Origin of the sequence: Nonomuraea sp. AD125B (assembly GCF_041402765.1) — a bacterium.
In the GTDB taxonomy this organism is placed as follows: Bacteria; Actinomycetota; Actinomycetes; order Streptosporangiales; family Streptosporangiaceae; genus Nonomuraea; species Nonomuraea bangladeshensis.
Genome location: NZ_JBGLOU010000008.1, coordinates 205,047 through 228,175, shown reverse-complemented (window position 1 = coordinate 228,175; position 23,129 = coordinate 205,047). Strand labels below are relative to the sequence as shown.

At 71.2% G+C, this 23,129-nt stretch carries 19 protein-coding genes; 11 read left to right on the top strand and 8 right to left on the bottom strand.

Annotation, left to right across the window (positions count from 1 at the left end; translation table 11 throughout):
- Window positions 1-15 precede the first annotated feature (15 nt).
- The 4 genes from ACBR40_RS22630 to ACBR40_RS22615 all read right to left on the bottom strand — a co-directional run bounded on the left by ACBR40_RS22630 (window position 16) and on the right by ACBR40_RS22615 (window position 5,287).
- Window positions 16-1,305 carry a homoserine dehydrogenase gene (locus ACBR40_RS22630; protein WP_371250020.1) on the bottom strand — a complete coding sequence of 430 codons (1,290 nt, stop codon included), beginning with the start codon at window positions 1,303-1,305 and terminating at the stop codon, window positions 16-18.
- Window positions 1,302-2,684 (bottom strand): diaminopimelate decarboxylase, encoded by a 1,383-nt coding sequence (gene lysA / locus ACBR40_RS22625; protein ID WP_371250019.1) that lies wholly within the window; start codon window positions 2,682-2,684, stop codon window positions 1,302-1,304. The genes ACBR40_RS22630 and lysA overlap by 4 nt, the downstream gene beginning before the upstream one ends.
- Window positions 2,685-2,808: 124 nt before the next feature.
- The gene (locus tag ACBR40_RS22620; protein WP_371250018.1) at window positions 2,809-3,432 is read right to left on the bottom strand and encodes an anticodon-binding protein; all 624 of its coding nucleotides are present in this window, start codon (window positions 3,430-3,432) and stop codon (window positions 2,809-2,811) included.
- A 10-nt stretch (window positions 3,433-3,442) separates the two neighbouring features.
- Window positions 3,443-5,287: a hypothetical protein gene (locus ACBR40_RS22615; RefSeq protein ID WP_344209511.1), complete on the bottom strand. Its 1,845-nt coding sequence runs from the start codon at window positions 5,285-5,287 to the stop codon at window positions 3,443-3,445.
- A 71-nt stretch (window positions 5,288-5,358) separates the two neighbouring features.
- Here ACBR40_RS22615 and ACBR40_RS22610 point away from each other — a divergent pair, with 71 nt between their 5' ends.
- Together ACBR40_RS22610 and treS are read left to right on the top strand one after the other, a co-directional pair.
- On the top strand, window positions 5,359-6,996 hold the full coding sequence (locus ACBR40_RS22610; RefSeq protein ID WP_344209513.1) for an asparagine synthetase B family protein: 1,638 nt from the start codon (window positions 5,359-5,361) through the stop codon (window positions 6,994-6,996).
- Between the two features lie 258 nt (window positions 6,997-7,254).
- Window positions 7,255-8,988, top strand: coding sequence for a maltose alpha-D-glucosyltransferase (treS, locus tag ACBR40_RS22605; RefSeq protein ID WP_344209515.1), 1,734 nt, complete (start codon window positions 7,255-7,257; stop codon window positions 8,986-8,988).
- On the opposite strand, the gene ACBR40_RS22600 is transcribed toward treS, so the two are convergent.
- The 3 genes from ACBR40_RS22600 to ACBR40_RS22590 are packed head-to-tail and all read right to left on the bottom strand — an operon-like array spanning window position 8,975 to window position 12,470.
- Window positions 8,975-11,242 (bottom strand): FtsX-like permease family protein, encoded by a 2,268-nt coding sequence (locus ACBR40_RS22600; protein ID WP_371250017.1) that lies wholly within the window; start codon window positions 11,240-11,242, stop codon window positions 8,975-8,977. The two genes, treS and ACBR40_RS22600, sit on opposite strands and share 14 nt — an antisense overlap.
- Complete coding sequence (locus ACBR40_RS22595) at window positions 11,239-11,967, bottom strand: ABC transporter ATP-binding protein (RefSeq protein ID WP_091090771.1); 729 nt, start codon at window positions 11,965-11,967, stop codon at window positions 11,239-11,241. The genes ACBR40_RS22600 and ACBR40_RS22595 overlap by 4 nt, the downstream gene beginning before the upstream one ends.
- A complete protein-coding gene (locus tag ACBR40_RS22590) occupies window positions 11,964-12,470 on the bottom strand; it encodes a PadR family transcriptional regulator (protein ID WP_329584123.1) in 507 nt (168 codons plus the stop codon). The genes ACBR40_RS22595 and ACBR40_RS22590 overlap by 4 nt, the downstream gene beginning before the upstream one ends.
- A 141-nt stretch (window positions 12,471-12,611) precedes the next feature.
- On the opposite strand from ACBR40_RS22590, the gene ACBR40_RS22585 reads away from it, so the two are divergent.
- The 7 genes from ACBR40_RS22585 to ACBR40_RS22555 all read left to right on the top strand — a co-directional run bounded on the left by ACBR40_RS22585 (window position 12,612) and on the right by ACBR40_RS22555 (window position 18,998).
- Window positions 12,612-13,862: an ABC transporter substrate-binding protein gene (locus tag ACBR40_RS22585; protein ID WP_344209520.1), complete on the top strand. Its 1,251-nt coding sequence runs from the start codon at window positions 12,612-12,614 to the stop codon at window positions 13,860-13,862.
- An 8-nt stretch (window positions 13,863-13,870) separates the two neighbouring features.
- Window positions 13,871-15,199 (top strand): ABC transporter substrate-binding protein, encoded by a 1,329-nt coding sequence (locus tag ACBR40_RS22580; RefSeq protein WP_344209522.1) that lies wholly within the window; start codon window positions 13,871-13,873, stop codon window positions 15,197-15,199.
- Between the two features lie 12 nt (window positions 15,200-15,211).
- Window positions 15,212-16,591 carry an ABC transporter permease subunit gene (locus ACBR40_RS22575; protein ID WP_344209524.1) on the top strand — a complete coding sequence of 460 codons (1,380 nt, stop codon included), beginning with the start codon at window positions 15,212-15,214 and terminating at the stop codon, window positions 16,589-16,591.
- On the top strand, window positions 16,588-17,499 hold the full coding sequence (locus tag ACBR40_RS22570) for a carbohydrate ABC transporter permease (RefSeq protein WP_344209526.1): 912 nt from the start codon (window positions 16,588-16,590) through the stop codon (window positions 17,497-17,499). Before ACBR40_RS22575 ends, ACBR40_RS22570 begins: the two co-directional genes overlap by 4 nt.
- Before the next feature lie 97 nt (window positions 17,500-17,596).
- A complete protein-coding gene (locus tag ACBR40_RS22565) occupies window positions 17,597-18,274 on the top strand; it encodes a uracil-DNA glycosylase (RefSeq protein ID WP_344209528.1) in 678 nt (225 codons plus the stop codon).
- Between the two features lie 10 nt (window positions 18,275-18,284).
- The gene (locus ACBR40_RS22560) at window positions 18,285-18,614 is read left to right on the top strand and encodes a hypothetical protein (RefSeq protein WP_091090760.1); all 330 of its coding nucleotides are present in this window, start codon (window positions 18,285-18,287) and stop codon (window positions 18,612-18,614) included.
- Window positions 18,615-18,707: 93 nt separating this feature from the next.
- A complete protein-coding gene (locus tag ACBR40_RS22555; protein ID WP_344209530.1) occupies window positions 18,708-18,998 on the top strand; it encodes an MTH1187 family thiamine-binding protein in 291 nt (96 codons plus the stop codon).
- Window positions 18,999-19,062: 64 nt separating this feature from the next.
- On the opposite strand, the gene ACBR40_RS22550 is transcribed toward ACBR40_RS22555, so the two are convergent.
- Window positions 19,063-19,590, bottom strand: coding sequence for a CGNR zinc finger domain-containing protein (locus ACBR40_RS22550; protein ID WP_371250016.1), 528 nt, complete (start codon window positions 19,588-19,590; stop codon window positions 19,063-19,065).
- 99 nt (window positions 19,591-19,689) lie between these two features.
- Here ACBR40_RS22550 and ACBR40_RS22545 point away from each other — a divergent pair, with 99 nt between their 5' ends.
- Together ACBR40_RS22545 and ACBR40_RS22540 are read left to right on the top strand one after the other, a co-directional pair.
- Entirely contained in the window at window positions 19,690-21,411 is a 1,722-nt protein-coding gene (locus tag ACBR40_RS22545) for an MFS transporter (protein WP_371250015.1), read from the top strand.
- Window positions 21,412-21,530: 119 nt separating this feature from the next.
- A complete protein-coding gene (locus ACBR40_RS22540) occupies window positions 21,531-23,129 on the top strand; it encodes an FAD-dependent monooxygenase (RefSeq protein WP_371250014.1) in 1,599 nt (532 codons plus the stop codon).

Here is a 23,129-nt window from a genome sequence, read left to right as displayed (position 1 = left end):
GCGGCCCTTCAGGCGCTAGTCGTCGCCCTCGACGCGCATCACGCCGGCCACGGCCCGCACGATGTCGAGCTCCCGCAGCCCCTCCAGCGTCGCGGTGAGCGCGGCGTCGGTGGCGCGGTGGGTGACGATGACGAGCTGGGCGTCGTCGCCGTGCCCCTCCTGGCGGACGGTCTGGATGGAGACGTCGTGCTTGGCGAACAGCTCGGCCACCCTGGCCAGCACGCCCGGCTTGTCGGCCACGTCGAGCGCCATGTGGAGGCGCGTGACGGTCTCGCCCATCGGGTGGGCGTTCAGGTCGGCGTAGGTGGACTCCTCGGGGCCGCGGGTGCCCGCCAGGCGGTTGCGGGCCACCGCCACCAGGTCGCCGAGCACGGCCGAGGCCGTGGGCGCGCCGCCCGCGCCCTTGCCGTAGAACATGAGCTGCCCGGCCGACCCGGCCTCCACGAAGACCGCGTTGTACGCCTCGCGCACGCCCGCGAGCGGGTGCGTACGCGGGATCATCGCCGGGTGCACCCGCACGCCGAACGAACGGCCGTCGTCGGAGCGGGCGCAGATGGCCAGCAGCTTGATGACGTAGCCCATGGCCTTGGCGGAGGCCACGTCGGTGGCGGTGATCTCGGTGATGCCCTCGCGGTGCACGTCGGCGGCCGTCACCCGGCTGTGGAAGGCGAGCCCGGCGAGGATGGCGGCCTTGGCGGCGGCGTCGAAGCCCTCGACGTCGGCCGTGGGGTCGGCCTCGGCGTAGCCGAGCGTCTGGGCCTCTTCCAGGGCGTCGGTGAAGGACGCGCCCGTGGAGTCCATCTTGTCGAGGATGTAGTTGGTGGTGCCGTTGACGATGCCGAGCACGCGGTTGACGTGGTCGCCGGCCAGCGACTCGCGAAGAGGCCGCAGCAGCGGGATCGCGCCCGCCACGCTGGCCTCGAAGTAGAGGTCGCCGTTGCCGGCCCGCGCCGCCTCGTGCAGGGTGGCGCCGTCCTCGGCCAGCAGCGCCTTGTTGGCGGTGACGACGGACTTGCCGCGCGACAGCGCCGAGACGATGAGGCCGCGGGCGGGCTCGATGCCGCCGATGACCTCGATGACGATGTCGACGTCGTCGCGGGCGACCAGCGCCTCGGCGTCGGTGGTCAGCAGCGCGGGATCGACCTCGACGTCGCGCTTGCGGCCGAGCCGGCGCACGGCCACTCCGGCCAGCTCCAGCGGCGCGCCCACCCGGGCGGCGAGGTCGTCGGCCTGCTCGTGCAGGAGCCGGATGACCTGCGAGCCCACGACCCCGCAGCCCAGCAGAGCCACTTTCAGCGGTTTCACAGCTGCCCCCTCAACAGGTCGTCCTCGGTCTCGCCCCGTACGATCACCCGGGCCTTGCCGCCCGAGACGGCCACCACGGCCGGCTTGGGCAGGTAGTTGTAGTTGCTGGCCAGCGACCGGCAGTAGGCGCCGGTCGAGGAGACCGCCACCAGGTCGCCGGGCGCGAGGTCGGCCGGGAAGTAGCAGTCGCGCACGAGGATGTCGCCGCTCTCGCAGTGCTTGCCGACCAGGCGGCTCAGCATGGGCGCGGCGTCGCTCGCGCGGCTGGCCAGCACCGCGGTGTAGTCGGCGCCGTAGAGCGCGGTGCGGACGTTGTCGCTCATGCCGCCGTCGACGCTCACGTACGTGCGCAGCCCCTCGACGTCCTTGACCGTGCCGACCTCGTAGAGGGTGATGCCGCCGGGCCCGACGATCCCGCGGCCGGGCTCGACGGTGAGCCGGGGCACCGGCAGGCCCGCGTCCACGCAGACCTTGGTGACGATCTCGCGCAGGCCGTCGGCCAGCACCTTGATGTCGGGCGCGTCGTCGCCCTCGACGTAGGCGATGCCGTAGCCGCCGCCGAGGTCGAGCTCGGGCAGCACCACGTCGTGCTCGTCCTTGATCTCCACCAGCAGCCTGGCCAGCCGCCGCGCGGCCACCTCGAACCCGCCGGTGTCGACGATCTGGGAGCCGATGTGGGAGTGCAGGCCGACGAGTTCGAGCTGCGGCAGCGCGAGCACGCGGCGTACGGCCTCGGCCGCGGCGCCGTGGCCGAGCGAGAGGCCGAACTTCTGGTCGTCGTGCGCGGTCGCGATGAACTCGTGGGTGTGGGCCTCGACGCCGGTGGTGACCCGGATCATGACCTTGGGCCGCTTGCCCAGCTGCTCGGCGAGGTAGCCGAGCCTGGCGATCTCCTCGAAGGAGTCGACCACCACGTGCCCGACGCCGGCCTCAAGGGCCCTGGTCAGCTCGGCGACGGACTTGTTGTTGCCGTGGACGGTGATGCGCTCGGGCGGGAAGCCGACGCTGAGCGCCACCGCCAGCTCGCCGCCGCTGGCCACGTCGAGGCCGAGCCCCTCGTCCTGGAGCCAGCGCACGATCTCCTTGCACAGGAACGCCTTGCCGGCGTAGTGGACCTCGGAGCCGGCGAAGGCGCTCGCGTAGTCGCGCATGCGCGAGCGCACGTCGTCCTCGTCGAGGACGTAGAGCGGGGTGCCGAAGTCGCGGGCGAGGTCGCGCACGTCCACGCCGCCGACCGTGAGCGCGCCATCGGTCCGGGTCGACGTTCGGGGCCAGATCGCGGGCTGGATCCGGTTGAGGTCGGCGGGCGCCTGCGGCGGGCGCTCCTGGGGCAGCATCTCAGCGTGCCGGTCCCCGGCGGGATGGACGAATCGACTCACCCGATCGAGGCTATCGGAACCGCCACTCCACCATGACCTGGTGACCACGTATCGAGACGGGATCGGGCTCCACGTGGGATTTTTTTACGCTTTTTCGCGGTTTGGCCGGATATTTTGCGATCAATCACAGCCGTTCCGGACCCATCAGCACCTGTCCCACCGCCACCGCCAGCCGCACCCGCGCCGTGTGCACCGGCCGCGCGGGCTCGTCGCCGCGCGGCACCGCGGGCGCGCGCTCGTGCGCGTCATGGAAGGCCAGGGCCAGCCGCACGAGGTACGCCTCCCACCCCGGCTCCCTGCTCACCGCCCGGCCCGGCAGCTCGGCCAGCGCCCGCAGCACCGCCCGGTCCCAGGGGCCGTCCAGCGCCGCCGGGTCGAAACCGTCCCCTGGCACCCCGAGCGCGCGGGCCCACCTCATGACCGCCCGCGCCCGCGCGTGGCCGTACCTGACCACGAAGCCGGGGTTGTCCCAGGTGCGCGGGAAGTCCGGCCAGCCCGGCTCCGGGATCGGCGGGACCTCCAGCGACTCCAGCAGCGTGCCGGGCACGCCTACCTCGATCTCCAGGAGCCCGTTCGCGCGGGCCGTGACGGCCGCCACGCCGGGCACCGCGCGGACCCGCCCGGCCAGCTCCGCCACGGGCACCCGCCGCCGGAGCGCCGCCGCCGAGACGAGCAGCGCCCGGCGCTCCCAGGTGCCCTCGGGCGCGGGCGGCTCCCCCAGCGCCTCGGCCAGCTCCGGGAACGTCATGCCGAGGACTTTAGATGAGCGCGTGGGGCTCGGCGGAGCCGTACTCCACCAGGTGGGCGGCGCCGAGGAGCCAGCGGTCCTCGTCGCGCACCCGTACATATCCGAACCTGTCGGCCGAGAACACCTTGATCCCGTCGGTGCGGCACTGCCGCATCATGACCTCGTCCCAGCCCTCGCTGAGGTCGGCGAAGCCGATCTCGCGCAGGGCGTTCCTGCGGGCGAGCAGGGTCGCGCCGGCGATCTCCGGCAGGTAGGCGTACTCGGCCTCAGGCTGCTTGAGCAGCGTGGCCTGGGGCTTGCGCAGGTGGGCGTAGTAGGCGGCCTTGCCGACGATGTCGGCGGTGCTGAACAGGAACGCCCTGCGCAGGTCGGCCAGGTAGTGGGGGCCGTAGACGTCGCGCGGGTCCATGACCGCCACCAGGTCGGCCTCGCACAGGTCGAGCCCGGCGGCGAGCATCGCGCCCTCGCTCATGGAGGGCTGCGGCCTGCGGTGGACGACATCGAGGTCCGGCAGCACGTCGCGGGCGCGCAGCTCGGCCTCGGGCGGCCCGATGACGATCACCTGGGCCACGCCGGTCTGCTTGGCGACCTGGGCGAGCCCGTGCTCCATGAGGTGCGGGTCGGTGATCGGCAGCAGCACGGACGTCTCCAGCGTGGCGCGGGCGCTGGGCAGCCCGACGGTCTCCAGCATCTCGTCCACGCGCTCGGTCATCGTCCCCATCTGGTACGCCCGCCGCAGCGCCACGTGCGCCCGCCGCGAGTCGGCCTCGGTGCCGATGGGCGTGCCGCAGGCCGCGATCTCGGCCAGCCGCCACTGGGGCGTGCCGGGCGGGCAGTCGGCGGCGGCCGGCCACCGGTAGGAGGTGAGCACGTCGGGGTAGGTCAGGTGGCCCGGCAGGAGCTGGTCGAGCGTGAGCACCCGGTCGATGCGCCCGCCGGCCAGGGGCAGCGGGTTGTGGACGCGCGGCTGGACGCCGTACTGCAGCCGCGGCCAGGGCACGGACAGGTCGTTGGTGAAGCGGTGCTCGAAGAGCTGCGCGGTGGCGGCGTAGGCGTCGACGGGGCCCTTGGTGTGCCAGAACACGGTGCGGATGCCGCGCTCGGCGCACCAGGCCAGCAGCGCGCGGATGCCCTCGCCGGGCTCGCCGGTGATCTCCTCGGCCCACGGGCCCTCGGTAACCGACTCGACCACGAGCAGGTGGGGCACCTCCAGCGGGAGCACCCGGGCGAAGTCGCGGGGCGTGAAGCCGGTGGTCTGGCGCCACTCGTAGCGGAGCAGGGCCTCGGCGTGCGGGTCGGCGATCACCGCCGCGGTGATGTGCGGCCTGGTGTTGGGCCCGGTCGGCACCCGGAACGGCTTGAGCTTGAACGACGCGCCGCCGAGCGTTCGGGTGGAGGTCGTCGCCTGGTAGGCGGCCCCGGGCCGCTCCTCCTTGCCGGCGACGGGGGTGACGGGCTTGCGCTTGGGCGCGCTCGGCCGCTTGACCGGCTTGGCGGCCGTCCGCAGGCCCTTGGCGAGCCGGACCGGGTTGCTCTTGCCGCTCTTGATCGCGTCGCCGAGCCGGTTCCAGCGGGCGACCTTGATCGACGACAGCTTCCAGTTGGCCACCTCGGCCTGGAAGCGCTGCTCGGCCAGCTCCCTGCGGAGCTTGTCGGCGGCGGCCCGCTCGGCCTCCAACGCGGCCTCGGCCTCGCTCAGCCGCTCGGCGAGCGCTCTGGCCTCCTCGACGCTGCGCTCGGCCTCGGCGAGCCGTGCCTGGGCGGCGTCGAGCAGCCTCGCCAGCTCGGCGGCGCGCTCGGCCTGCGCCACCGCGTCTCGCAGTGCCCGGCGCGTGCTCTCAAGCTCAGTGGACAAGTCGACCTCCGCTTCCTCAGCCTGGCAAAGGATACTCTTTTGCGAGAAGCGGCTCGAAGGGATGAGATCCGGTGCAGTTCAACGTGCGGCCCTACGTCTGCGGCGCTCTCGGCCGGATCGACACCGCCATAGTGGGCAAGCTCACCGGGGCGGGCCCGCGGGTGCGGCCGGCGCTCCAGACGCCCGAGGCCGCGCTGTTCAGCTCGGCGCCGCTGCCGCCTTATCACCGCGCGGCCGACGCGTACGCCTTCGCCTGGGGCGAGCGCCGCCCGCCGGCCGCCGACGACTGGATGACGGTGGCCGAGACGTACGAGACTCCCGGCCTCATCGGCGACGGCCACCAGGTGACCCTGCACACGGGGGCGCTCGGGCTGGTGGACCTCTACTACGTGCGCCTCGGCGAGGCGGTCTACTTCTCCTCGCTGATCCAGCCGCTGCTCTCCCTGGTGCCGATCGCGATCGACTGGTCGGCCTGGGCCTCGATACTCCAGGTGACGTTCCCGCTGGGCGAGGCGACGCCGTACACCGAGGTCAAACGGCTGCCGGGGTCGAGCGCGCTGGTGTGGCGGCACGACCGGGTGTCGGTCGAGCGGCGGCTGCCGCGCTGGCTGCGCACCGAGCCGTACGAGGCGTGGACCAGCCCCGCCGAGATCGTCGAGCTGCTGCACCACGTCTACGCCGAGTACGACGGCCGCAAGCTGCTCGTGCCGGTCAGCGGCGGCTACGACTCCCGCCTGCTGGCGAGCGTGGCCAAGGCCCGCGGCGCGGACGTCGAGTCGTGGACCACGAGCCCTGACGACGGCACCGACACCGACATCGCCTTCGCCCGCGCGATCACCAAGGAGCTGGGCATCCCGCACCGGGTGATCACCCAGGACCCGGCCGACTACCCGGCGGACGCCGTCGAGGTGGCCCGCAGGCTGGAGTACCTCACCCCGCACCACGCCTGGTACGCCCCCTTCGCCAAGGAGGTGCACGGCGCGGGCCGCATCCTGGTGGACGGCCTGGCCGGCGGGCCGCTGCTGAAGAACTTCATGGTGAGCGGGGCCGCGCTGGAGGCGCGGACGCAGGCCGAGCGGTCGGCGGCGGTGCTGGGGTCGCTGTCGCTGGGCGCGCCCTCGCGGCCGTTCCTGTCGAAGGCGGCGGCGGAGTGGATGGAGGAGAGCGTGCGCGAGCAGTTCGCGGCGGCCACCTCCATGCTCCACGGCCACCGGGCCGAGCTGCCGCTGTCGGTGCTGCACACGAGGACGGTGCGGGGCATCGCGCGCTCGGCGGTGAACCTGGTGGGGCCGGAGGCGTCGTTCGCCGCGCCGTTCATCCACCCGGACTTCTTCGACGCGGCGCTCTCCGTCGGGGTGGCCCGCAAGGACAAGGGGCGCTTCTACCGCGAGGTGCTGTACGCGGCGAATCCGCGGGTGGCGGCCCTCCCTTCCACGAACGTCGTCAAGCAGCCGCTCCAGCGGGTGCCGCTGCGTTCCACGGCGGCACCGGCCCGAAACTATGCGCACAGCATGCTGGAGACGCTGGTGAGCCGGGTTCCGGGGCTGTTGTCGGAGGAGCTGCACGAGGTGGTGGCGGGAGGCCCGGACGCACTCACCAGGTTCAATGGCTGGAACGACCGCTTCTGGGTGCGTGGATTGGTACTCTTCGGACTCTGGCTGAGCGACTTCGAAAACGACCTCGCCGACCTGGTCCCACCTTTCTCATGAACTCTCGGTAACAACGTGGTTACATACGGATCTCGTGGGTATTACACCCGGCACAGCAGAAGCGGGTTCCGGAAAGCCGACGGGCTGGTAGTGTTCGGCCCGTAAGCGCCGCACAAACGGGCAGCGGATCACAAATCCGGTCTCGTTCGAGGGCATGGAGTTCGCAGGGATGACGACTCCAGGCGGCGCGGTCACCAATTGAGAACGCCGGGGAACCGGTGACTTCGTCCTGCCCACATCTCTTCCTGTGAGCGACATATGATCAACGCATCCCCAACGCCGGAGCCGATCTCCGAGGCATTCGTCTCCGAAGATCCAGCCTGGTACAAGCGGGCGGTGTTCTACGAGGTCCTCGTACGGGGGTTCAAGGACTCCAACGGCGACGGCACCGGCGACCTTCGCGGGCTCATCGAGAAGCTCGGCTATCTCGAATGGCTCGGCGTCGACTGCCTGTGGCTGCTGCCGTTGTACGAGTCGCCGCTGCGTGACGGCGGCTACGACATCTCCGACTACATGAAGATCCTTCCTGACTTCGGAGATCTCGGGGACTTCATCCAGCTGATCGAGGCCGCCCACGAGCGGGGCCTGCGGATCATCACGGACCTCGTGATGAACCACACCAGCGACAAGCATCCCTGGTTCCAGGCCTCGCGGCACGACCCCGAGGGCCCGTACGGCGATTTCTACGTGTGGTCGGACGATCCCACCGGATATCCCGACGCGCCGATCATCTTCATCGGCGCCGAGGAGTCCAACTGGACCTACGACCCGGTGCGCAAGCAGTACTACTGGCACCGCTTCTTCCACCACCAGCCGGACCTCAACTATGACAACCCGGCGGTGCAGGAGGCCATGCTGGAGGTGCTGCGCTTCTGGCTGGACCTCGGCATCGACGGCTTCCGCCTGGACGCGGTCCCCTACCTGTTCGAGCGGGAGGGCACCGCCTGCTCCGGCCTGCCGGAGACGCACCAATACCTCAAGCGCATCCGCTCCGAGGTCGACCGGCTCTACCCCGACCGGGTGCTGCTGGCCGAGGCCAACGGCTGGCCCGAGGACGTCGTCGAGTACTTCGGCGACCCCACCACGGGCGGCGACGAGTGCCACATGGCCTTCCACTTCCCGCTGATGCCGCGCATCTACATGGCGGTGAAGAAGGAGACCCGCGAGCCGATCTCCGAGATCATGTCGCGCACCCCCAAGCTGCCCGAGCACGCCCAGTGGGGCATCTTCCTGCGCAACCACGACGAGCTCACGCTCGAGACGGTGACCGAGGAAGAGCGCGACTACATGCACAGCGAGTACGCCAAGGACCCGCGCATGCGCGCCTACCTCGGCATCCGCCGCCGCCTCGCGCCGCTCCTCGACAACGACCGCGACCGGATCGAGCTGTTCACCGCCCTGCTGCTGTCGCTGCCCGGCTCGCCGATCATCTACTACGGCGACGAGATCGGCATGGGCGACAACATCTGGCTGGAGGACCGCGACGCGGTCCGCACGCCGATGCAGTGGAGCCCCGACCGCAACGCGGGCTTCTCCACGGCCGACCCCGGACGGCTCTACCTGCCGGCCGTCATGGACCCGATCTACGGCTTCCAGGCGGTCAACGTGGAGGCCCAGCAGCGCCACGAGGGCTCCCTGCTGCACTTCACCCGCAGGATGCTGCAGATCCGGCGCAAGCACTCGGTGTTCGGCACCGGCGCCTACACGGAAATGTGGTCGTCCAACCCGTCGGTGCTCACGTTCATCCGCGAGGAGCGCGACGACGTGATGCTGTGCGTCAACAACCTGTCGAAGTACCCGCAGCCGGTCGAGCTCGACCTGCGCAGGTTCGAGGGGATGACGCCGGTCGAGGCGCGCGGCGGCGTGCAGTTCCCGACGATCGGCGAGCTGCCCTACCTGCTGACGCTGCCCGGCCACGGCTTCTACTGGTTCAGCCTCAAGCGCGGCGCGGCCGCCCGCAGGGAGTCCGCGGAGGTCGTCAGCGAGAGGTGACGGGCACCTGGGCACGGGCCGCGCGGCGGGCGGGGATGAGCGCGACCGCGAGGGCCGTGCCCACGGCCGTCAGCACGGCGATCGTCAGGGTCAGAGCAGAGGGGGCGCGGCCGATGCCCGCCCCCACCCCGCTCGTGTGACCCTGCAGGTCGATCAGGCTCGTCACCACCGACATCCCCGCCGCCGCGCCCGCGCCGACCCCCAGCACCACCAGCAGGCCCGTGGCGGTCACCAGCGTCGCCATGACCTGGCGCGGCGTCAGCCCCATCGCCTTCAGCACGGCCAGGTCGAAGGCGTGGTCGCGCAGGCCGAGCGCGCTCGCGGTGAGCAGGTTGGCCAGCCCGATGAGGGCCAGCACCCCGATCAGCGCCACGATGATCACCCGGATGACCGCCAGCCGGTCGGCCGGGTTGACCGCCTCCTGCACCTCCAGGCCCTCGCCCGACTCGGCCAGCAGCCTGCCCCGCACCTCGGCGGTGTCCGCGCCCGGCTTGAGGGCCAGCGCGTAGAACTCCGGCGGCACCGCGTCCTTGGCCGCCAGGCTGTCCAGCCCGACCGACAGCACCTCGCCGTCCTGGTCGGGCTCGACGTTGCGGCCGACGATGCGCACGATCAGCGGCGTGCCGCCCACGGTGAGCCGCACCCGGTCGCCGATCTCGACGCCCAGCAGGTCGAGCAGGCCCTGCCCGGCCACGGCCTCGCCGGGACGGCCGTACATCCGCCCCTCGACCACCGGGAACGGGTACGGCGTTGACGAGGCGCCGATCGCCCGCACCCGTACGGACCGGGCCTCGCCGGGCGACAGGGCGTTGACCTCCGTGCCCGGGTAGACGGCGGCCACGCCGGGGTCGCTCTCGGCGATGCGCCTGGCCTCGGCGGGCTCGACCTTGCCAGGGCGGACGTACAGCGAGGCGTGCTGGCCCACCTGCTCGGGATGGTCGGCGAAGTCGTCCAGCGTGGCCCACACGCCGAGCCCGATGGTGATCATCATCATCGGCACGGCCAGCCCGAACGCCGTCAGGAACGCCGGCATCCGCCGGGTGAAGGCGTCGCGGGTGCCGAGCACGAGCGCGGGCGGCAGCCGTACGAGGAGGGCCAGGCGCGCGAGCCGCGACAGGCGGCCCCGCGGCGGCGCGGTCGGCACGTCGGGGATCGGCGGTGTGCGCCCGCCGCGCCAGGCGGGCACTCCGACGGCGGCGAGCACGACCAGCGCCGTGCCGCCCACGATGGCCAGCATCGGCGCGGGGGCGACGGAGGTCGAGCCCAGCATCAGCGCCATCACGCCCCAGCCGGCGACCGCGCCGGCCACGACGCCGAGCAGGCCGAGCGCGCCGTGCTCGACGAGCAGCAGCAGCGCCACCTGTCCCCTGGTGAAGCCCAGGGACTTCAGCGTGGCCAGGTCGCGGAGCTGGGCGAGCACCCGGCCGCCGGCCGCGTTGGCGAGCGCCAGCGCGGCGGCCACCATCCCGACCGCGCCGAACAGCGCGAGCAGCGTGCCCAGCAGCCGGTTGTCCAGCTCCATCGCGGCCCTGACCTCGCGCCAGGTGTAGACCCGCTGGAGCCTGTCCTCCAGCATCACCACGACGCGCTGCGAGACGACCTGCGTGGCGTCGGGGTCGGCCAGGCGCAGCCCGGTGACCCACTCGCTGCGGCCCAGCATCGGCTCGATCCGGTCGAGCATGAGGGGCAGCACGTACGCCAGGCCGGGCGTCCACTGCGGGTAGAAGCCCTGCTCGGCGGAGTCGGCGATGCCGCGTACGTAGAGGGTGTGCCGCCCGCCGCTCAGCGCGATGATCGTGAACGGCGCGCCCACCCGGAGCCGCAGCGACTCGGCGAAGGACCGCTCGACCACGACCCCGTCCGGCTGGGACGGGTCCAGCCAGCGGCCCTCGGCCACGACCGGATGCGCCACCCCAGGCGGCGTGGCGGGCATCGCGCGCAGCGCCGCGGGCTCCTTCTTGCCGTCCTGGGCCACGGTGACGGGCGCCGACCGGTAGGGGCCCGCGACCTGCGTCACGCCGTCGATGCCGGTCAGCGAGACGTCGGGGCGGTCGTCGGTGTAGAGCCAGACGTGGGCGCCGTCGGTCCTGGCGAACAGGCTCCGCCAGGGGTTGGTGCCCTCTTCCAGGAGGGTCGCCGCGGTGATCAGCGCGGCCACGATCCCGGCCACGGCCAGCACGGTGAGCACGGCCTGGCCCTTCCTGGCCCGCAGGTCGGCCTTGATCCACCGGCTCCCCGCGAGTGCGGCGCTCATCTGAGGTCGATCACCTCGCCGGCCGTGCCGGTGCGGCGGCGGGCGATGCGGCCGTCGTCGACGATCTCGCCGTCGAACAGGGAGACCACCCGGTCGGCCAGGCTGGCCACGCGGGCGTCGTGGGTGACCATGACGATGGTCTGGCCCTCCTTGTGCACGGTGCCGAGCAGGCGCAGCACGTCGCGGGTGTTGCGGCTGTCGAGGTTGCCGGTGGGCTCGTCGGCCAGCAGCAGGGCGGGCTGGTTGGCGAGCGCCCTGGCCAGCGCGACGCGCTGCTGCTCGCCGCCGGAGAGCTGGGCGGGCGCGGCGTCGGCGCGGTCGGTGAGGTTGAGCGCGGCGAGCAGGCTCTCGCGCCGCTCGCGGGCCACCTTGGGCGAGGCTCCGGCGAGCAGCGCGGGCAGCTCGACGTTGTCGCCCACGGTCATGTTGGCGACCAGGTTGAAGAACTGGAAGACGAAGCCGATGCGCCGGCGGCGCAGCACCGCCCAGGCGCTCTCGGAGAGCGTGTCGACGCGCTTGCCGTCGAGCCAGATCTCGCCGCTCGTCCTGGTGTCGAGACCGCCGAGGAGGTGGACGAGGGTGGACTTGCCGGACCCGGAGGGGCCCATGACGGCCACGAACTCGCCCGGCTCGACCTGCAGGTCCACACCGCGTACGGCGGGCACGGGCAGGGCGCCGTCCTGGTAGATTTTGACCAAATTGACCGTTTTGATGACGGAGGTCATGCCAGATCCTCCTGGCACCGTTCGAGCCAGTCAAGGTCCGCCTGCAGGTGGAGCATGGCCCCCTCGATGAGCAGCAGGGCCACCCGGTCGGTCGGGGGCGTGCGGGACAGCAGGTCGTTGAGGTCGCTCATGAGCCCGAGATAGTGACGCCGCTGGCGGCTGATCAGCGCCATCCGGTCGGCGATGCCGGTGAGCGGCGCGAGCACGAGCTTCATGAAGAACTCGTCGCGCACGCGGGGGCCCTCGGTGGGCTCGTCCACCCAGATCTCGAGCAGCTCGCGGCCCTTGGCGGTCAGGTAGTAGACCTTCTTGTTGGGCCGGTTGGACTGCTCGACGTCGACGGCCCTGACCAGGCCGTCCTTCTCCAGCCTGCCCAGCGTGACGTATATCTGCCCGATGTTCGGGGAGGGGTAGGCGCTGCCGAAGGTCTGCTCCAGCGCTTGTTTCAGCTCGTAGCCGTGAGCCGGCTCCTTGGCCAGAAGCGCCAGCAGGTGAAGCCGCACGCCTCACCTCCCCGGGCGTATGGGAACGCGTGTTACGAACGCGTTACGCGGTTATCCATTGACCTTCAGATTACAGGTGTGCATAACATGAATGCATCTACCTAACACGTATGTAACCCCGTTGAACACGGAGGAAACAGAGTGCTCCGTCCGCTTCCGCTCATGCTGGCCGTGCTCCTGGCGTCGGCCGGCTGCGCGGCGGCGGGCGACACGGGCGGCGGCGAGTCGGCGACGGGCGGAACCGGGCCCATCACCTTCGCCACCGGACGCGACACCACGGCGTACCTGCAACCCCTGCTGGACCGCTGGAACCAGGCCCACCCGGCCGAGAAGGTGACGCTGCTGGAGCTGCCCGAGGCCGCCGACGAGCAGCGCGCTCAGATGGTGGCCAACCTCCAGGCCCAGAGCAGCCGCTACGACGTGCTCGGGCTCGACGTGGTGTGGACTGCCGAGTTCGCGGAGAACGGCTGGATCATCCCCCTGGAGCGCGGGCTCTTCCCGCTCGACAGGTTCCTGCCGCCCGTCGTGGAGACGGCCGTCTACAAGAACAAGCTGTGGGCGGTCCCGTACACGAGCAACGCGGGACTGCTCTACTACCGGACCGACCTGGTCAAGAAGCCGCCGAGAACGTGGGCCGAGCTCCGCGACCAGGCACGGAAGATCACCGAGAAGCACGACGTCAAGGGCTACGCCGGGCAGTTCCTCGCCTACGAGGGGCTGACCGTCAACTTCTCCGAGGCCCTGCAGTCGGCCGGCGGTCAGATACTCAACCGCGACGGGACCGGGGTGACCCTCGACCCGGCCAAGGCGGAGACCGCGCTCGGCTTCCTGCTCCAGGGGCTGCGGGAGGGCTGGATCCCCAAGGAGTCGCTGAGCTACAAGGAGGAGGAGACCCGCCTCGCCTTCCAGGAGGGACGGCTGGCCTTCGCCCGCAACTGGCCCCACGCCTACGGCCCGGCCCGGGTCGAGCTGGGCGACAAGATCGCGGTCACCAGGCTGCCCGGACTCGACGGGCCCGGCTCCAGCACGCTCGGCGGCGCCAACCTCGCCGTCAGCGCCTTCTCCCGGCACCAGCAGACCGCTCAGGAGTTCATCCGCTACTTCACCAGCCTGGAGAACGAGCGCCGCGTCCTGACCGAGGGGTCCTTCCCGCCGGTGTGGACCGAGCTCTACGACGACCCCGACCTGATCAAGCGCTTTCCGTACCTGCCGGTGCTCAAGGAGAGCATCCTCGCCGCCAAGGCACGTCCGGTGAGCGCCAACTACAACCAGCTGAGCTTGGTGATCGCGAGTTCGGTCGCCAAGGCCCTCGGTACCCCCACCCCTGAGTCCGCGGCCGACGCCGCGGTCTCGATGAAATCCGAACTCGACGAGATCATCAGAACCCAGTGAGGCACACCATGCGCACAGCCAGAGCAGCAGCAGTCCTGGCCGGGCTCGCGATAGCCGTCGCCGCGTGCGGCAACGCGCCCTCCACGACGGAGCCCGCCGCGTCGGGGTCCGCCCCGGCGAGCGCCGCCGGCGGCGACAAGCCGCTCAAGGGCGTCAAGCTCGAGGTCGCGGCCAAGTGGACCGGCGCCGAGCAGAAGAACTTCGAGCAGGTGCTGAAGGCGTTCACCGACAAGACCGGCGCCGAGGTCACCTACGCCTCCACCGGTGAGGACACCGGCGCCTACCTCGGCCCGCGCATCCAGGGCAACAACCCGCCGGACGTCGCCATCCTGCCGCAGCCCGGCCTGGTCCAGCAGTACGCCGACCAGAACGCGCTGAAGCCGCTGGGCGCCGAGGTCATCAAGGAGATCGACACCAACTACACGCCGTACTGGAAGGAGCTCGGCTCCGCCGGCGGCCAGGTCTACGGCGTGCTCATCAAGGCGGCGCACAAGTCGCTGGTGTGGTACCGCGCCCCCGCCTTCGACGACGCCGGCGTGCAGCCCGCGACCACCTGGGACGAGCTGGTCAAGAACGCCCAGACGATCGCCGACTCCGGCACGGCCCCGTTCTCGCTCTGCGGCGCCTCCGGCTGGACCCTCACCGACCTCTTCGAGAACGTCTACCTGTCCTCGGCGGGCCCGGAGAACTACGACAAGCTCTCCAAGCACGAGATCCCCTGGACCGACCCGACCGTGAAGGTGGCCCTGGAGAAGATCGCGCAGATCGTCAGCAAGCAGGAGTTCCTGGTCGACGGCACCTCCGGCACCATGCAGACGGACTTCCCGACCTGCGTGAGCAAGGTCTACAGCAACAAGAAGGCCGCGATGGTCATCGAGGCCGACTTCGTGGCCGTCGAGGCGGTCAACTCCGGCGCCAAGGTCGGCGAGGACGCCAAGTACTTCCCCTTCCCCAAGGCCGGTGACACCGCCCCCGTCGTCCTCGGCGGCGACGTCGCGGTGGCCATGAAGGACTCCCCCGGCGCCCAGGCGCTGCTGCAGTTCCTGGCCTCCAAGGAGGGCGGCGAGGTCTGGGCCAAGCTCCCCGGCTACCTCTCGCCGAACAAGAACGTCTCCCCCGACAACTACCCCGACGAGCTGACCCGCCAGCTCGGCCAGACCATCGTCTCGGCCGGTGACGCCGTCCGCTACGACATGTCCGACCTGGCCCCCAGCGCCTTCGGCGGCACCGACGGCAAGGGCGAGTGGAAGATCCTTCAGGACTTCGTGCGCAAGCCGAGCGACGTCAAGGGCGCCCAGGAGGCGCTCGAAGCCGAGGCCAAGAAGGCCTGGAAGTAAAGAGGTAAGGCCGTGACCGAACGGTTGGACGGCCCGAAGGTCCCGCCCGCGACGACCGCGGGCGGGGCCGCCACCGGACCGGCTGATACCCCCCCAACGAAACGACGCCTCGGCCCCTCGCCGGCGGTCGCGATCGCCTTCCTCCTCCCGGCGGCGCTGCTGCTCGGGATCTGGGTGGTCTACCCGATCGTCTACTCGATCATCCGCAGCCTGTTCGACGCCAAGGGCTCCGGGTTCGTCGGGCTCGGCAACTACGCGACGATCTTCACCGACAGCGGGATGCTGACGACGATCCGCAACAACCTCATCTGGGTCGTCGTCGCGCCGATCATCGTCACCACGATCGGCCTGATCTTCGCGGTGCTGACCGAGCGCATCAAGTGGGCGACGGCGTTCAAGCTGATCGTGTTCATGCCGATGGCGGTCTCGCTCATGGCCGCCGGCGTGATCTTCCGCCTGGTGTACGAGCAGAGCCCCGACAAGGGCCTGGCCAACGCCATCCTGACGACCGTGCACGACACGTTCTCCTCCTCGCAGGGCTATCCCGAGGCCCGGCCGCGCGAGGGCGACCAGTCCCCGGTCGCCGCCGACCAGGGCGGCGCCGTCGTCACCAAGCAGCCCGCCCAGGCGGGCCAGCCGGTGCTGATCCCCATCGTGGGCGTCAAGCCCGCGGTCATGCCGTCGAACGCGGCGCCGGCGAAGGCCCCGCAGCCGGGCAACGCGCTGTCGGGCGTCGTGTGGTTCGACTTCACGGCGGGCGGCGGCGGCACGAGCGGCCAGGTGGACGGCACCGAGAAGGGCCTGCCCGGCATGACCGTCGAGGCCGTGCGCGGCAACGAGGTGGCCGGCACCGCCACGACCGCCGAGGACGGCTCGTTCCGCTTCGAGGGCCTGCCGGCCGGCTCCTACACGGTGCGGCTGCCGAAGGCGAACTTCGAGGCGGCCTACGGCGGGCTCTCCTGGCTCGGCCCGACCCTCATCACGCCGGCCATCATCGGCGCCTTCGTGTGGGTGTGGGCAGGTTTCGCGATGGTCCTGCTGGCGGCCGGTCTCGCGGCGATCCCGCGTGACGCGCTGGAGGCGGCCCGCATGGACGGCGCGACGGAGTGGCAGGTGTTCCGCAAGATCACCGTGCCGCTGCTCTCGCCGGTGCTGCTCGTCGTCTTCGTGACGATGATCATCAATACGCTGAAGGTGTTCGACCTTGTGTTCATCATCGCGCCGGCCTCGGTCCAGCCACAGGCGAACGTGGTCGCGCTGGAGATGTGGCGGGTGTCCTTCGGCGGCGGCAACAACCAGGGGCTCGGCAGCGCGCTGGCCATCTTCCTGCTGGTTCTGGTCCTTCCCTTCATGATCATGAACATCCGCAGGTTCAGGAGGGAGAACACATGACCACCGCCACCGCGAGCGCGCCGTCCGGCGCCACGTCGAGTCTGGGGGCCGGCGCGCCCCGCCGGGGCATCGCCAGTAAGATCGTCGATCGCCTGGGCAGCGGTGCCGTCCAGGTCGTCATGGTGATCCTCGGCCTGTTCTGGCTGGTGCCGACGCTGGGCCTGATGGTGGTCTCGCTGCGGACCAACCAGGTCAACAGCGCCGAGGGCTGGTGGACGATCTTCACCAAGCCGGCCGAGCTGACCATCGACAGCTACAAGAACCTGCTGAGCGGCGGCTTCTCCGCCTCCTTCTGGAACACCGTGCTCATCACGGTGCCGACCACGGTCCTCGTGATCGGCATCGCGGCGATGGCGGCCTACGCCTTCGCCTGGATGGAGTTCCCCGGCAGGGACACCGCGTTCCTCGTCGTGGTGGGCCTGCTCATCGTGCCGATCCAGATCGCGCTGATCCCCATCGCCGTGCTCTACGGCAACGTCGGGATCTTCGGCTCGATCCCGGGCGTGGTGCTCTTCCACGTGGCGTTCGGCCTGCCGTTCGCGATCTTCCTGCTGCGGAACTTCTTCGTCGGCATCCCGGCCTCGCTGCTGGAGGCCGCGCGCATGGACGGCGCCTCGGAGTGGAAGATCTTCGCGTCCGTGGTGTTCCCGCTGGGCAAGCCGGCGATCGCCTCGCTGGGCATCTTCCAGTTCCTGTGGGTGTGGAACGACATGCTCATCGCGCTGGTCTTCGCCGACACCGGGAACCAGCCGATGACCAAGTACCTGCAGTCACAGATGCGGCAGTTCGGCTCGAACATGGACATTCTCTCGTCCGGTGCGTTCCTGTCGCTGATCATCCCGCTGATCCTGTTCTTCGCGTTCCAGCGGTACTTCGTCCAGGGCATGATGTCCGGCTCCGTCAAGTGACGGACCTTCACGGGCGCCCGCCACGGGGGCGGGCGCCCGTGATCATTCCGGGCGTTCGGCTCACAAGGCGTACCAGACCTAGATAAGCTCAACGGCCATGGCCGGTCGTCCACTCAATGAAATCGTCGAAGCCGGATGGGCTGCGGCGCTCGAACCCGTCGCCGAGCAGATCGCCCTGATGGGCGAGTTCCTGCGCAAGGAGCTCGCCGAGGGCAGGCAATACCTCCCCGCGGGGAGCGACGTGCTCCGCGCGTTCAGTCAGCCCTTCGACGACGTCAAGGTGCTCATCGTCGGCCAGGACCCCTACCCGACGCCCGGCCACCCGGTCGGGCTGTCGTTCTCGGTGGCCCCCGACGTGCGGCCGCTGCCGGGGAGCCTGGTCAACATCTACAAGGAGATGGAGAGCGACCTCGGCCTGCCCCGTCCGTCCAACGGCGACCTCACGCCGTGGGCCGACCAGGGCGTGCTGCTGCTCAACAGGGTCCTCACCGTCATGCCCGGCAAGCCCGCCTCGCACCGCGGCAAGGGCTGGGAGCAGGTCACCGAGCAGGCCATCCGCGCCCTGGTCGCGCGGAACAAGCCGATGGTCGCCATCCTCTGGGGCCGCGACGCCCGCAACCTCGCCCCCATGCTCGGCGAGGTGCCGCGCGTCGAGTCCGCCCACCCCTCCCCGCTTTCGGCGCGCAGCGGCTTCTTCGGCTCCCGGCCGTTCAGCCGCGCCAATGAGCTGCTGGTCAGGCAAGGCGCGGCGCCCGTCGAGTGGAAGCTGCCCTAGAGTCGTCGCCATGACTGATGAAGAACCGAAGTACCTCCGCCTCACGGTCGAGCTGACCGTCGAGGTGCTCGACATGAACGCCCTCCAGGCCGCGGCGCTCGCCGAGATCCGCCACCCGGACGCCGACCTCACCGAGGAGGAGCGCACGGAGCAGGCCGAGCTGGTCAACGCCGACGACACCGGCGCCTCGGCGCTGCAGTGGCTGATCGAGCCGGACCACGTGCTGGCGCTGGTCGACCACATCGCGGAGATCGAGCCGCGGGAGGCCGTGCTCGGCGTGGAGCCCTCCGAGGGGCTCAGCGACGAAGAGGACGAGGAGCACGACCACGATCACGGGTGACCGTGCCGGGGTGGGCGGTGGGCCACGACGTTCGACGGCGTCGTGGCTTTTCGCTTCTCCCGGCCTTTCTCCTGCTCAGCTAGGATCAGCTTCGTGATCGTCGCATTCTCCATCACCCCGCTGGGCGTCGGCGAAGGGGTCGCCGAGCCGGTGGCCCGCGCCGTCAAGGTGGTCCGCGACAGCGGCCTGCCCAACCGCACGGACGCCATGTTCACCACGATCGAGGGCGAGTGGGACGAGGTCATGGCCGTGGTCAAGCGGGCCGTGGACGCCGTCGCCGAGGTCGCGCCCCGGGTGAGCCTGGTGCTCAAGGCCGACCTGCGCGAAGGGGTCACGGACGGCATGACGACCAAGATCGAGTCCCTGGAACGCCACCTGTCCTGACGCTCGGTCCCAGGGCTCGTGCGGCTCGCGCGGCCGGATGCCGGGTGCCGTGCGGCTCGCGCGGTCAGGTGCCAGATGCCGTGCGGCTCGCGCGATGGCGGCGTACGGCGTCGCGGTTGGCGCACCGCGGCGAGCAGTAGCGCTGCCGGCCGGTGCGCGAGGTGTCGGCGAAGATCGCCGCGCACTCGCCGACCGCGCACCGCCTGAGCCGGTGCATGCCCCGTCCCACCAGGTGCAGCGCGGTGCCCACGGAGATGAGCGCGAACAGCACCGCGCCGAGCGGCTGCCGGTCGTCACGGTAGTGCAGGTGCCAGTCACCCGCGTGGTCGGTCATGCGGGGGTAAGCGGCCGACTCCGCCAGCATGCGGTTGACCAGCGTGGCACGCTCGTGCTCGTCGCCGGTGTCGACGACCTTCTCCCAGGCGTCCAGGACCGCGTGCACGCGGACCAGATCGTCCGGCGTGACCGGGCGCTCCAGCACCATGCCCGCCTCGCGGCAGCGGCCGGCCAGCTCCGCGGGCGTCGTGGGGCGGCGGTTGGCCAGGTCGGCGGCCAGCTTGACGGCATCCTCGCCGTAAGGGTTGAGATGCATAAGGCCATTACATCAGGCTGACGCCATGACACACCACACCGGCATACGGACCCACCGGCCTGCCCGTCCGGCACCTTGCCTGGTATCGGGCTCGCGTGCATGACGAAGCCCGCGCCCACTGACCCACCCGCCGGCTCCTCCCCCACTCCCGCCCTGGCCTCCCGTGAGACGGTCGACGCTGGAGGTGCCGGGTGGCATGCCGGGCGGTACCGGTGGGTGGTGCTGGCCTCCGCCACGTTCACCCAGGCCGCCTCCGGCTTCTTCGTCCAGGGCATCGGGGCGATGGGCGTACACCTGCGGGACGACCTGGACCTGAGCACCGCCCAGCTCGGCCTTCTCCTCTCGGCCGCCCAGCTGGCGCCGCTGGCGGGCCTGCTGGTCGCCGGAGAACTGCTGGACCGCTACGACGAACGCTGGGTCGTCGGGGCGGGCGCGTGCGTGGTGGCCGCGAGCCTGGCGGTGGGAAGCCTCGCGCCCGGGTACGCGGCCCTGCTACTCGTCCTCCTGGTCGTGGGCGCGGGATACAGCACCGTCCAGCCCGGGGGCAGCAAGTCGGTGGCGTCCTGGTTCGACACGTCCCGGCGGGGTCTCGCCATGGGCATCCGGCAGGCGGGCCTGCCGCTGGGGGGTGTGCTCGCGGCGGCCGTACTGCCCGCGCTGGCCGCCTCGGCCGGGTGGCGGGCGACGCTGGTGGTGGGGGCGGCGGTCGCGTCCCTGGGCGCGATCACCTTCACAGCCTTCTGCCGCCGCCCACCCTTCCCCCCGACCAACCCCCAAACCGACACCCCCAATGGCATGCATGCTCACGCTCCCACTGACATCCACCCTCACGCCGACACCCAAACCCAGACCCCGCCTCACATCCACGCCCACACTTCCACCGACATCCACCCTCACGCCGACACCCAAACCCAGACCCCGTCTGACCTCCACGCCCACACTTCCACCGACATCCACGCTCACGCTGACACCCACATCACTCACAACCACACCCACGCGCGCACGCACGCTGCCACCGAAGCCCGCGCCGGCACGAGCACCAGTGGCGGCGGCGCCAGCACCAGCGGCACCAGCACCGGTGACGGCACCAGCACCAGCGCCGGTGATCTTCCCCCGCCGTCACCCGAACCGCGGCCCGGTCCACGCTCCTCAGGGCGGCCCGGATCGCGGTCCCGCGTGCCCGAGTCCTCTGGGCGGCTGCGTCTGCTGCGGGAGCCGGCCATGGTCAGGATCCTGGTGTCCGGGACGAGCCTGGTGGCGGTACACAGCGGCATCGGTGCTCTGACCGTGCTGCACCTGCACGAGACGGCGTCCCTCGCACCCGGCACGGCGGCCCTCGTCTTCGTGGCCGTGCAGGCGGCGGGCGCGGCCGGCCGGATCTGCCTGGCCGCCTGGAGCGACCGCAGCCGACCCGGCACCTCCGCCGACCGCCACCGCCGATTCAACCGATCCGACCGCTACTCCTCGGTGCTGGCCTGCCTGGTCGCGGTGATCATGGGCCTGGTCGCGCTCACCACCCCCGCCGGGCAATCCCCAGTCGCGGCTTCCCTCCTGTTCGTCTGGCTCGGGTTCTTCGGCATCGGCTGGTACGGCCCCTGGGTCGCCCACCTGGCCGAGTCGGCGCCGCCGGGCAGGACCGGGTTCGCCCTCGGCTCCGCGATGGCCGTCAACCAGATCGCCATCATCCTCACCCCACCCGCTCTCGGCCTGCTCAAGGACGTCTCCCACGGGTTCGCGCCGGCGTGGGGCCTGCTCGCCGCTCTGTCGGCGGTCGCCCTGGCCCTCACGCTCCACTCCCCGACTCCGCGGCCCCGCCCGTAGCGGCCGTACGAAGACCTCACTCCCCAGTTTCGCGATATGTCTTGACCGGCTTCGCGGACGCGACATATCGTGTCGCTCGCCACAAACGCGATAGTACGCGTCACCGGAGGTGGAGAGCAATGGAGCAGGAGCGAGTGCCGGTCCTTGTGGTCGGCGGGGGATACGCGGGGCTGAGTGCGGCGATGCTCCTGGCCTGGCGGGAGGTGCCGGTCATGTTGGTCGAACGGCATCCGAGCACGTCCATCCAGCCCAAGGCGTTCGGCGTGGGCCCGCGCGCCGTGGAGCTGCTGCGCCCCGTGCCGGGCGTGGAGGAAGCCCTGTCCGGCATCTGGGCCGGCATCGGCGACGACATGCGCATCGCCATCGCCAAGAGCCTGACCGACCCCGCCCCTCACATGATCATGGCCAGCGAGGACGAGGACATGAGCTTCCTCGGCAAGGTCACCCCGGCCGCCCAGATCGGCGCGCCCCAGGCCGAGATCGAGCGCGTGCTCCGTCACGCCGCCGAGGAGCTGGGCGCCGACCTGCGCTTCTCCACCGAGCTCAGCTCCCTCGACCAGGACGAGGACGGCGTCACCGCCCGCATCCGCACCGGCGACGGCGAGGAACGGCTCGTCCGCGCCGACTACGTGGTGGCCGCCGACGGCTACCGCAGCCCTCTGCGCCGCGCCCTCGGCGTGCCCACCTCGGGCAAGGGCGAGCTGGGCCAGATGTGCTCGATCATGTTCGACGCCGACCTCGGCGGCCTGGTGCGCGAGCGCGAGGTCACCCTCTGGTATCTCCAGAACGACGTCTTCACCGGCGTCATCGTGACCGGCACCGGCGTCGGCGCGCACGTCCTCGGCGTCAACCTGACCGAGGGCCAGACCGAGGCCGACTTCACCGACGAGCGCTGCGTCGAGCTCGTCCGCGTCGCGACCGGCCGTCCCGGCCTCGACGTGCGACTGCTGGACCGTACGACGTTCGGGCTGGCTCACATCCTGGCCGACACCTACCGCGCCGGCCGGGTCTTCTTCGCCGGGGACGCCGCCCACACCATGCCGCCCACCGGCGGCCAGGGCGGCAGCACCGCCCTCCAGGACGGCGCCGACCTCGCCTGGCGGCTGTGGCTCGTCGTCACCGGCCAGGCCGGACCGGGCTTCCTCGACACGTACGACGCCGAGCGCCGCCCCATCGGCGCGCTGACCGCCGACGCGCAACTCGCCAACCTCGGCGTACGCATGCCGCCGGCGGCCCGCGTCGGCTACCCGGAGCCGCTCGCCGACCCGGTCGGCGCCCTGATCGGGCACCGCTACCACTCCACGGCGATCCTGGACGAGCCCGGCGACGACGGCTCCATCATGGAGGACCCCCGCGTACCGAACGGCCGGCCCGGCAGCCGGGCACCGCACGTGATCCTCGACTGGGAGGGCCAGCGCATCTCCACCATCGACCTGTTCGGCTCGGGCTTCGTCCTGATGGCCGACAGGCAGGGCGGTCACGCCTGGATGGACGCCGGGCGCATGGCGAAGGAACGGCTCGGGGTGCAACTGACCCGCCTGCTGGTGGGCGAGGAACTGCGGGACGTGGAGGGGTGCTGGCGGGAGCGGTACGGCGTCAACGGGGACGGCGCCGTCCTGGTCCGCCCGGACGGGTACGTCGCCTGGCGATCCCCGTCCATGGTGGACGACCCCCTGGCCACGCTGGAGCAGGTCCTGCGCACCATCCTCAGCCGCTGA